6 protein-coding genes are annotated in these 9,200 nt (G+C 35.0%); 2 read left to right on the forward strand and 4 right to left on the reverse strand.

Features of this window, described 5'->3' with window-relative positions; translation table 11 throughout:
• Positions 1–57: 57 nt before the first annotated feature.
• Both ACN4EE_RS14480 and tnpA read right to left on the reverse strand, forming a co-directional pair.
• Complete coding sequence (locus ACN4EE_RS14480; RefSeq protein ID WP_431707164.1) at positions 58–249, reverse strand: hypothetical protein; 192 nt, start codon at positions 247–249, stop codon at positions 58–60.
• Between the two features lie 47 nt (positions 250–296).
• Positions 297–716, reverse strand: a complete 420-nt coding sequence (tnpA, locus tag ACN4EE_RS14485) for an IS200/IS605 family transposase (protein WP_431707169.1) — start codon at positions 714–716, stop codon at positions 297–299.
• A 74-nt stretch (positions 717–790) separates the two neighbouring features.
• Between tnpA and ACN4EE_RS14490 the strand changes: the two genes are divergently transcribed.
• Entirely contained in the window at positions 791–2,200 is a 1,410-nt protein-coding gene (locus tag ACN4EE_RS14490; RefSeq protein WP_431707165.1) for an RNA-guided endonuclease InsQ/TnpB family protein, read from the forward strand.
• A 59-nt stretch (positions 2,201–2,259) separates the two neighbouring features.
• Entirely contained in the window at positions 2,260–4,506 is a 2,247-nt protein-coding gene (locus ACN4EE_RS14495) for a PBP1A family penicillin-binding protein (RefSeq protein ID WP_431707166.1), read from the forward strand.
• Between the two features lie 245 nt (positions 4,507–4,751).
• Here ACN4EE_RS14495 and ACN4EE_RS14500 read toward each other — a convergent pair whose 3' ends face one another.
• Together ACN4EE_RS14500 and ACN4EE_RS14505 are read right to left on the reverse strand one after the other, a co-directional pair.
• Positions 4,752–7,877 (reverse strand): DEAD/DEAH box helicase, encoded by a 3,126-nt coding sequence (locus ACN4EE_RS14500; protein WP_431707167.1) that lies wholly within the window; start codon positions 7,875–7,877, stop codon positions 4,752–4,754.
• A gap of 138 nt (positions 7,878–8,015) precedes the next feature.
• Positions 8,016–8,906, reverse strand: a complete 891-nt coding sequence (locus ACN4EE_RS14505; protein ID WP_431707168.1) for an ABC transporter permease — start codon at positions 8,904–8,906, stop codon at positions 8,016–8,018.
• Positions 8,907–9,200: the final 294 nt, after the last annotated feature.

Below are 9,200 nucleotides of genomic sequence, written 5' to 3' on the forward strand. Positions count from 1 at the left end.
GACTCGATCATTAAGTTTTGTAAAGAATTATTAATTTTTGTACAATGGCTCAAGTCATTACGAAAAACTTAGATAACGAATTTTAAGAGCATTTAATCCATCCGCATTATTATCAATGGAGACTATACGAAAACCACCATTAACAGGAGCGATCGCATCCTTTCCTATCTGAGTTCGATCGAACTTAAAATATAACTTGATCTTTATTTTCTTTAGCTTCTTCGGCGAGAAGCCCCACGCTGTAAACACTATAAAATCAAAATCATACCACGTTTCAGCGTGGGATGAATCGCCGTCTAGGACTCTGGTTCTGGACGGGTTTGATTTTCTATATATTTCCTGAGAGTAGAGATAGTGACACCGCCACAAGAAGCAATGAAATAAGAACTATTCCAAAACACTTCTTGACCATAAAACTTCTTGATTTGCTCAGGAAATTCTTGTCTTAATTTGCGACTAGAGACACTCTTGAAATTATTGACAAACTTGCTTAATTCCATGACAGGGTGGTATTGAAAAAGGATATGAACATGATCCTCCTCTCCGTTAATCTCAACTAATCGACATTCCCATTGCTCTAATAAATTTTCGGTGATTTCGTGGAGACGGTCTAACATTTCTGCGGTAAAGACTTTTCTTCTATATTTTGTAGTTAAGACTAGGTGGGCTTTTAAGTCGCTTACCGATCTACCTCGATTATAAAAATCATTTTTCATTGACATTTATTTTTCCCTTGTGCTAAGATGAGTGATTATCATTATATAGTCACTCGTTCTAAGTAAACACAAAAATGATCCTCAATTATCAATACCGTTGTTACCCTGAGACACCTCAAAAAAGTCAGTTAAATGACTGGCTTAGAATTTGTCAATATTGGTACAACGTACAAATTGGGGATCGTTTTTCTTGGTGGGAAGAAAATCGCAGTAACTATATTGCCCCTAGTGGTGACTTTTGCTATATTTCCTGTAGCCTTCCACCATTGAAATTAAGAGATAAACCAAATTTCTATTCCCAAAAGAAACTATTACCTGAGAAAAAAAAGGATTTGACGATAGTAAGGCATTCAGGAGAAATCCTAGAATTTTCTGTTGTACCATCTCAAACTTTACAGGATGTCTCTAAGAGGGCAGACTTAGCTTTTGATCGCTACATCAAAGGTGACGTTAATGGTAATCGAAGTGGAAAACCACGGTTCAAAAATCGTTATCGTACCCTGAGAGTAGAGGCTCAAGCTATCAAAATCAAAAGGATAGAAAAGAATTGGCTTTATCTTCAAGTGTCAAAACTAGATGGATGGCTTAAGGTAAGACTACATCGTCCTTTACCTCAAGGATTCTCTCTCAAAAATATTTTGATAACAAAAAAAGCTGATGGATGGTATTGTACTCTTTGCCTAGATGATCCGTCTGTACCTCATTTTACTCCCGATGAGATTACTCCTAATTGGGATAATTCTATGGGATTGGATGCGGTATTATATGAAGACGATTATCTAGCTACCTCTGAGGGAGAAAAATTGCCTTCCGTTAAGTCTTTCCGTAAGAATCAAAAACAACTAGCAAAAATCTCTAAGAGAAAAAATGCTAAGAAAAAAGGCAGTAAGGCACGAAGAAAGTTGGCGAAACGGGAATGTAGAAAGCATCAACAGATAGCGAGAGCTAGAAAGGATCATGCTTACAAAACCGCCCATACTCTAGTGAGTAGTGACAAAAAAGTCTTCTTTGTAGAAAACCTCAATTTAAAAGGGTTGTCAAAAAGGAATAAGACAAAAAAAGACCATCAGGGCAATTATCTCCCTAATGGTCAAAGTGCTAAATCAGGACTCAATAAATCTTGGGCTGATGCTTCTTTTGGGCAGTTTTTTGACATCTTCAGTTACATAGCCGAAAAAGCTGGTGCTGTGGTCAAGAAAGTTAACCCTGCCTACACATCTCAACTTCTCAGTTATCGAGATGAAATAGTATTTACTGATTGCTCTATTCGTAAATATTACGATGCGATTGAACAAATCGTTGTTGATCGTGACATTAATAGTGCAATCAACTTAAAAAGAGTCGGGCTGGAACTGTTCCCGACGATAAATCGCCGTAGTGGGAAAATTACTAAATCTTCAACCGAGAGTACCACGAAGGAAGTTCTAGCAGTCCTTAAGGGGATACTAGAAGCCAACACTGTACCGTCAGGTCAGTGTGGGTAGTTCACCGTTTCAACTCTATTCGAGATAAAATTAATTCGTTTCTTATTCCTCATTTCTATATGGATAATCGATCGAGCGGTACAGAATCTTATATAAGTAAAGTAGTAACTACCATTTGGCATAATGTGCAAAATCAATTTGCCATTCCTCGTTTAAAGCCGAATGCAAGGGTAGCTGGAATTTATGTCAAAAATGGGCAAGAAAAACACCGCTCTTTTTATCCTTTGTTGGGCGATCGATATATCATAGGTAGAAGCACTAAAAGTTGTGATATTGTCATTCGTAGTGCCATTATTAGTCAAACTCACTGCGTAATCGAAAGGGATACTAATAACCCCGAAAAATTTATTATTCGTGACTTAAATTCTACAAATGGCGTTTATTTAGGCAATCAACGCTATCAATCTCTTACCCTCGAACATAACGATCGTATCACATTAGGACCGCCTGAATTAGTGGATTCGATCGAAATTCGTTTTGATAAATCCCTTCCTAAATGGTTAACCCTTGCCCGTTATGGTTTAATCACCAGTGGAGTAGGGGTATTGTTACTTATGGGGTGGTTAGCTTGGCAATGGAGTCAATATGACGTTTATCCTATCCCTGATCATGTGGGCGGTTCCACAGTAGTGTATGGTGATGATGGTAAAACCTTACTTTCTCCCCGTATCGATTCTCCTCATCGAGAGTTAGATAGTTTACAAGAATTTTCCCCCTACTTAGCTAAAGCCTTAATGGCTTCCGAAGACAGTCGCTATTATTGGCATTTTGGGGTTGATCCGATAGGCATACTCAGGGCAATATTAATTAATAAACAGGGAGAAACTCAACAGGGTGCTAGTACTATAACCCAACAATTAGCCCGAAGTATCTATCCTGATGTCGGCAGAGAAAACAATTTACAGCGCAAACTGCGAGAAATGATAGTAGCCACCAAACTAGAAGCAGTTTACAGCAAAGACGAAATTATGAAAACCTATCTTAACCGTGTTTATCTTGGGGTGCATTTATACGGTTTTGAAGATGCCGCCCAATTTTATTTCGGCAAATCCGCCAGAGACTTAGACTTAGTGGAATCTGCTACCCTTGTGGCAATTTTACCCGCCCCCAATGCCTACAACCCAGTACAAGATTACGATACCGCCATTCAATTCCGTAATCGAGTTATTGAAAGAATGCTCAATTTAGGCATGATAACCAGAGAAGAAGCATCTAAAGCTAGACGATCGAGAATTTATCTTAGCCCAAAAGCACAGGAAACTTTATCAAATATTTTAGCACCCTATTACTATAGTCATGTTTTTCAAGAAATGAATCGTCTCTTAGGGAGTAATTTGACGAAAGAGGGTGATTTTATCATTGAAACCGCTTTAAACCCAAAAATTCAAGCCATAGCGGAAGAAAGCCTTAAAAATCATCTTGCTACCAATGGCAAACAAAATAACTTTTCTCAAGGTGCCATCGCCACTATTCGAGCTAAAAACGGAGAAATAGTCGCCTTAGTAGGGGGAAAAGACTATCGAGAAAGCCAATTTAACCGTGCTACCCAAGCCAAAAGACAACCCGGCTCAACTTTTAAGGTTTTTCCCTATGTAGCAGCCTTAGAAGCAGGAATTTCTGCGAATAAGATTTATTCCTGTGCGCCTCTGCGTTGGCAAGGATTTACCTATCGGGGTTGTGAAAGAACAGGAGGAGGTACTAATATGTTTGTAGGGATGGCACAGTCAGAAAATGCCGTTGCCTTAAGAATTGCCCAAGATGTCGGCTTAAAAAAAGTGGTAGATACTGCCCATAAATTAGGGATTCGATCGAAATTAGAACCCGTACCCGGGTTAATATTAGGGCAGAGTGAAGTAACAGTGTTAGAAATTACGGGCGCTTATACCCCCTTTGCCAATCAAGGTATTTGGTCACATCCCCACGCTATAAGAGTAATTAGAGATGGAAGGGATTGTGAAGACTTTGAAAAACATAACACCTGCCGAGAAATTTACCGTTTCAACGAGAATAAAGACGAGCAAAAACAGGTAATTAATCCCCCCATTGCTAAAACGATGAATGAAATGTTAAGACAGGTAATTACTTCAGGCACAGGAAGAAGTGCATCGGTAGGAAGGGATGAAGCAGGAAAAACAGGTACAACTAATAAAGGGGTGGACTTGTGGTTTATCGGCTACGTCACTCAAGATAATTTAGTTACGGGCATTTGGTTAGGTAATGATAATAATTCACCTACCAATAGTAGTAGTGGACAAGCGGCGATATTATGGGGTAATTATATGAGAAAGGCGTTAGCAATTAATTAGGTATTTAGGGTTTACTGAATAAATCAAAAGGTTATTAAAATCAATGGTTTAGGCACACTATATTCACAAAAAAGTGCGAATTTTTGGCAATTTTTACTCAAAAACAGGGCATTTTAAATCTGATTATTCACAATACACTGTGTATTTGTTGAAGAGATAACGCTTCAAAACCTTGATTTTTCATTCTTTAACCTGACACCTGATACCTTATACCTACCCTCATCAAAATACTTTTTCAGCAACCCCTAAATAATAGTCTGACGATTAAGGGCTATTAACTGTTTAAAACTATCATTATCTAATTCCGTTAACCACGATTCATCTGAACCAACGATCGAATCTGCTATCTTTTTCTTATCCTCGATCATCGTATCAATTCTTTCCTCCAGTGTGCCTAATGTGACGAATTTATGCACAAATACATTCTTTTTTTGCCCTATTCTAAAAGCTCGATCGGTAGCCTGATTCTCTACAGAGGGATTCCACCATCGATCGAAATGAAACACATGATTTGCCTTAGTTAAAGTTATACCTACACCTCCTGCTTTTAAAGACAAAATAAACACCGAAGGTTCAGTATTTTCTCCTTGAAATTCCTCAATCATTTGCTCCCTTTTTTTGCGAGAAGTTCCCCCATGCAAATAGTAAGTATTATAGTAAAATTTTTGTTTAAAATAATGTTGTAAAGCCTCCCCAATTTCCGTAAATTGAGTAAAAATTAAGAGACTTTCTCCCTCCGCAATTACTTCCTCCACCATCTCCCCTAATCTTTCTAATTTATGAGAGCGTTGAGGATTAAATTCACTGTTATCCTGTAAAAATTGACGAGGATGATTGCAAATTTGTTTAAGACGCATCAGAGTAGAAATTATTAAACCCTTCCGTTGCATTCCCTCCGCTTCTTCTAATTCTCCGGATACTTCTTTTACCACTAATTCATATAAAGAAGCCTGTTCTTTAGTTAAATTACAATATTGTTTATGCTCTACTTTATCAGGCAAATCTTTAATGATATTTTTATCTGTTTTTAACCTTCTTAAAATAAACGGTTCAACTAATTTTTTCAACACAAGAGACTGTTTTTTATCATTATTCTTCTGAATTGGTATCTCAAAAGATTTACGAAACTGAGTTTGTTTACCCAAATAACCCGGATTAAGAAAGTTAAAAATTGACCATAAATCCAAGAGACGATTTTCTACAGGAGTACCCGTTAAGGCTAAACGATAATTTGCATTTAATTTTAAAATAGCCTTAGTTTGAGCAGTACCTGGATTCTTAATATTTTGAGCTTCATCTAAAATAATTCTTTGCCATTTTACTGCATTTAATAATTTTAAATCCTTCCTTGCTAAAGTAAAAGAAGTAATAATTAAATCGTAATTTTTTGCCTCAGTTTTAAAGGTTTTTTCTTCGGAAATTCGATCGATCCCATGATGAATCATTACTTGAAGATGAGGAGCAAATTTTTCCACTTCCTTATACCAATTTCCGACTACGGAAGTCGGGGCAATTAATAAAGTAGGTAATACCTGTTTATTTTCATTTTTTTCCTGCACTAAATGGGCAATAACTTGTACTGTTTTTCCTAAACCCATATCATCTGCTAAACAACCATTTAAACCTAATTGTTCTAAAAATTTTAACCAAGAAACACCTCTCTTTTGATACTCCCTTAAATTACCTTGAAAATTGTCTGGATTATCGGTTAATTCTAGTTGAGTAGAATCCCTTAATTTTGCCATCATTTGAGCTAAACTTTCATCGTGAGAAACCTCAAACATATCCACTTCTTCTGTGGCAGTTTTCATTAATTCTATTAAACTCTTTTCGTTATTTTCTTCTTGATTATTTTGCCAAAATTCTAGCATTTTTTGCATCTGATTTTGGTCTAATTCTACCCATTCTCCCCTAAATTTAATTAACGGTATTTTTGCCTCTAATAATTGTCGCCATTCTTGAGGTGTAACAACTTCATTGCCAATGGCTAACTGATATTGATATTGAATAATAGTGTCTAAACTAAAGTAACCTTTCTCGTTTTTACTACTAGAAGAAGACGATTTTTTTGCGGATGCTTGTAAGCGAATTTTTGCTTTTTGACGACCGCTTGGAGTCCACCATGCTGGTACAATTACCGTATAACCTGCATCTTGTAAAATCCATGCCACCTCTTTAAGAAAATCAAAGGCTTCGGTTAAAGTTAAAGACAATCCTACTGGTTTATCTGTTTCTAATCCCGCCCATAATTTAGGGTAAATTCTCGCTGCATAACCTAAATTTAAGAGTAAGTTTTTTTCAAATTCTTTCCCAAATTGTTCTATAATTAATTGTTTATTATTTTTATCAAAATGCCAGTAATCTTCTAAATTTAGTTTCAAAGAAAGGTCTTTTTTCGATGCTACTAAAAATTCTAAATACCATTTATCAAGATTTTCTTCCGATGCTTCTTTCAGTCGAAAACATAAATTAAAATCGCTATTATTATTACCTGCAATTATTTTTTGATACCATGTTTGCCATTGTTGATAAGTTTCTAAACTAGCTTTATCTTTCAAAGGTTTTGCTATGGAAAAAATACTGTTATAAATTACAGGACAATCCTCTATTTTTTTTGTAAATACTTGGGGTAAAGACGCATTTTTTATTATTTGTTGCAGTAAATATTCAGAAAAATGATGTAATAAAGTTTCCTTATCATAAAAATTAATTGAATCAGATAATTCAGCAAAACCAGCCACACAAGCAAGGGGCATCATCTCAATACTTTGCTTAATTAATTGTTGATAATGATGGGAAACGATCGACCAACTAGGGTATATTTCTCCAGATGAAGAACTAGATTTAGATGATTTTTTCTTAGTGTTTATTGCTCGATATTTTAAGGCGGGAATATATTGATCTTTGAGAATAATTTGTCTCAAATTTTGTGTGAAATAATACCAAAAAAGTAAGTCTATTCCTAATACCCACTCTTGAGATTGATAGAGGGATAAAAAGTGAAGATTGTTAAGATTTTGTATAATATCAGATAATAGGAAACATTCGATCGACCAGTATTCTAACTGACTATTTTCAGGGTATTCAACTTCTAAATAACGACTTAGTGTTAAAGAGGGTAAGGGTTGATTATTATGACTAGGAAGTAAAAAATATTTTGTATCTATTTGTGTATCTTTTGTCCAAGAAATACCTAATTCTTGACTAATAAAATTAACTAAGTTTTGATAATCTAATTGACGAGGATAAACATTATTTATTTTGCTATTTATAGGGTTATTTTCTGCAACTTCTACCCATAAACAAAACGCACCATTTTGAATAAAATTATCTTCTGAGGAAGGAATCCATGTACCGTGAATAATTTTCATACTTAGCTAATTTGTTTCAAAGTCTAAATCTTATTTTACTGCAAAAATATTTATTTTTATCATCCTGTAAGTTAATTTTTAATTTTTAAATTCTAAATTCTAAATTCTAAATTCTAAATTTTATGAATGCGTAATTATTTAAGCAAAACGGCGACTTAATAAGGGTTTAATTGATAGTAAAATAATTACATCAAAGATAAATAATAAGGATAAAACTTTGATAAAATTAAGTTCTCCCCAAGGGGTATTCATTACTATACTTAAAAAAGTCCAGTCAGAATTTTGATATATGTATCTAATGGGTTCAATGGCGTAGGTTAAAGGGTTTAAACTGGCAATAACTTGTAACCATCCTGCCATAAAGGAAAGAGGTGCTAAGGCGGTACTGGCAAACAATAAGGGTAAATTAATTACAAAAATCACTGCTAATAATTCTATGTGTCCGGGGAGGGCAAAAGCCAAGCCTAGACTTAATCCCGTCACTCCTAAAACAATGAGAAACACGATAAGTGCGATCGAACCCAATCCACTAAGACTCGGTAAACCTGCCCCAATAAAAGCACTAGCAACGATAATGACGGCGGTTTGAATTAAGCTAAGGGTGATAATGTAGATAGTGGAAGCGGCTACAATGGAAAATCGAGAGGCTAAGGGTGCGACTAATAGTCTATTTAAAAAGCCAAATTCTCGATCGAACATGATAGGTAATCCAGCGTTTAATGCACCAGAAAAAGCAGTAAAAATGATGATACCGGGGGCTAAAAATTGCCCATAATTAATGTTATCTCCGAATAAATTATTAGGAGCATTAAAAAATAAAGCACCGAATAAAATTAACCACATAAAAGGTTGAATAACTCCCGCCACAAGAGTAGAAGGGCGACGTTTTAATTGAATAAATAAACGCTTATTCATTGCCCATGTTTCTTGTAAAAAATTACTAACTTCATTAGTATTTTGAGCAATTATTTTACTTGTATCAGGAGCTAAAATTTCCGTAATTTGATGATTAGAAATACTTTGAGTCATAATTAATAATTATTCGGTTTATAAGAGACTTTCCCAAACAAGATTTTTTATTTTATGGGGTTTTAACTTTTATTTTATCAATTTTGATGTCTAATCTATGTTTTTTATTTCCATTTTCCAGAGCGTTTTCATTCTCGAAATTTGATTTAACTGAAAACGATAATTGATAAGGAATATAGCTATTGTTTATGGTTAGAAAATCAATTATAGCAATCCTAAATCATTTATGAGAAATAATAGCGTGATAAGAAACATCTTTTAAAACCAACAATTAGACTAAACACTTTGATTTAT

This window comes from Geminocystis sp. CENA526, from assembly GCF_050753365.1.
Classification (GTDB): Bacteria; Cyanobacteriota; Cyanobacteriia; order Cyanobacteriales; family Cyanobacteriaceae; genus Geminocystis.